Origin of the sequence: Bradyrhizobium sp. (assembly GCF_019244115.1) — a bacterium.
Classification (GTDB): Bacteria; Pseudomonadota; Alphaproteobacteria; order Rhizobiales; family Xanthobacteraceae; genus Bradyrhizobium.
On the sequence record NZ_JAFATE010000757.1, the window covers coordinates 1 to 2,235 of the forward strand.

3 protein-coding genes are annotated in these 2,235 nt (G+C 65.7%); 2 read left to right on the forward strand and 1 reads right to left on the reverse strand.

What is annotated here, in order from left to right:
• Window positions 1–103 (forward strand): L,D-transpeptidase family protein (locus JOZ76_RS32500; protein ID WP_366938656.1); only part of this gene is annotated, 103 nt, incomplete at its 5' end.
• Window positions 104–208: 105 nt separating this feature from the next.
• Here JOZ76_RS32500 and JOZ76_RS32505 read toward each other — a convergent pair.
• Complete coding sequence (locus JOZ76_RS32505; RefSeq protein ID WP_291705480.1) at window positions 209–406, reverse strand: DUF1674 domain-containing protein; 198 nt, start codon at window positions 404–406, stop codon at window positions 209–211.
• 190 nt (window positions 407–596) lie between these two features.
• Between JOZ76_RS32505 and JOZ76_RS32510 the strand changes: the two genes are divergently transcribed.
• Window positions 597–1,946, forward strand: coding sequence for an RsmB/NOP family class I SAM-dependent RNA methyltransferase (locus JOZ76_RS32510; protein WP_291705481.1), 1,350 nt, complete (start codon window positions 597–599; stop codon window positions 1,944–1,946).
• Window positions 1,947–2,235 lie beyond the last annotated feature (289 nt).

A 2,235-nucleotide genomic window follows, 5' to 3' on the forward strand; every position in this document is an offset into this window, starting at 1 on the left:
CGGCGGCTTCGTATCCTATGGCTCCATCCGTATGCTGAACACCGACATCACCGATCTCTATCGGCGCGTCGAGGTCGGCACGACGGTTGTCGTTACGCGCTGAGGCCGCTGCTCGCTTCGAAGGCGAGCTGTGCTTCAAAAACGAAAAGGGCTGCAGCCTTGCGCAGCCCTTCTTTCGCGCGCTTGGCGATCGCACATCCGTCCTCGATCAAAAATCGGACGCAATGCCCTTGTTCTCCCAATCGCCGTAGCGGGTCGGCTCCGGCCCCTTTGCACCCTGATACTCCCTGGGCATCGGCGTGGCATGCGCGGCCTGCCGTCGTGCCTCGGCCTCGGCCAGCGCGCGCCGGGCCTCTGGTGTGAGGGGCTTGCGCTCCGGCGCAGAAAGTGAAGGACCATCGCTCATCGTCAACTCTCAATTCTGCGACCAGGTCGCTCGCCCGATCACCTCCAGATTTGGTCAACAGATTGTGCGGCCCGCGTGAAAAGCCAGAGACGATTCTTATATCCCTGATATGCGCGTGTCAGGTTGCCGTTTGTCCGGTGCAATGCGACCGCATAACCCTTTCTCCTTTTGTTTGCGAGTCAGTCTCAGCATGCCCTCCCAGCGATTTGCACGCCCCACCGAAGTGCCTGGTCTCGCGGCGCGGCGGATCGCAGCGGACATTCTCGATGGGGTGCTGCACCGGCATCGCACCCTGGACGAGCAGCTCGACGGCGCGGGCGCCCATCCGGGATTGAAATTGCTCGACGATCGCGATCGTGCGCTGATGCGGCGTCTGGTCGCAACCGTACTGCGCCGGCTCGGGACGCTCGGCCATCTGCTGTCGCGCCTGCTCGACCGCGGCGTCCCGACCGACGCGCCGCGCGCACAAAGTGCACTCCTGATCGGCGCAGCGCAAATCCTCTGGATGGACGTGCCGGACCATGCCGCCGTCGATCTTTCGGTGCGGCTGGTGCAGTCCGACCGGCGCGCCGCCAAATATGCCGGTCTCGTCAACGCGGTGCTGCGCCGTTGTGCACGCGAGGGGCGGACGATCGTCGACGATGTCAGGTCCGAGGGGCTCGACATTCCCCCCTGGCTCCTCGCACGCTGGAAGGCCCATTACGGCGAGGCGGCCGCGCGCGACATCGCCCTGGCGCTCGGCCAGGAACCGACACTCGACATCACCGTCAAGTCCGATGCCGGTGCCTGGGCGAGCCGCCTGCACGGCCAAATGCTCCCGACCGGCACGGTGCGCACGCTGCTGCAGGGTTCGGTGACGACGTTGCCGGGCTTCGCGGAAGGCGCGTGGTGGGTGCAGGATGCCGCGGCCGCTCTGCCCGCGCGCCTGTTCGGCGCGGTCGAGGGAAAAGCGATTGCCGATCTCTGCGCCGCGCCCGGCGGCAAGACGGCGCAACTGGTGCAGGCCGGCGCCAATGTGGTCGCGGTCGACCGCTCTCCGGCGCGGGTCGCCCGGCTGCGGGACAATCTTACGCGTCTGCATCTGGAGGCTGGCGTCGAGGTCGCCGACGCGACCGAATGGCCGGGAGCCAATGGCGGCTTCGACGGCATCCTAGTCGATGCGCCCTGCAGCGCGACAGGCACTATCCGCCGCCATCCCGACGTCGCCTGGCTGCGGCAACACGCCGATTTCGCCGGCCTGACCGGCCTGCAAGCGCGCCTGCTGCGGCGGGCCGCTGCCATGCTCAAGCCGGGCGGGATCTTGGTCTATTGTACCTGTTCGCTGGAGCCGGAGGAAGGCGAGCAGGCGATATCAGCACTTCTGGCCGAAACGCCCGAGATGCGCCGTGTCCCGATTGAAGCGGGCGAAGTCGCAGGTCTGGCCGAAATCGTCACCTCCGATGGCGACTTGCGCACCCTGCCCTGCCATCTGCCTCATCCCGAGCCCCGGCTGGGCGGACTTGACGGCTTTTACGCGGCACGGCTAGTGCGAAGCGCCTGACCTCAGGCAAAACTCGCTGCTGCGCGCGGGAACTGACCTCAGACATCGAAATAGTAGTTGAATGCTGATTTTACACAGGATTTCGGCACGATGGCGCCGATTCGGCGGCCCCCGAGAGGGTGAATTGAAGGCGTTTCCAGACTAAAAAGAGCTTAACCGAGCGAATCCCCCGAAATTAAGGCCAGGCGTGTCCGCCGCACAACGCAGACGCATATCGACGCTGATCATGGACCGTTTCGCGCGCAGCGTCGCTGCGCGCGCAAGCGGTGGCTCGGTTGCGCTGTCGCAA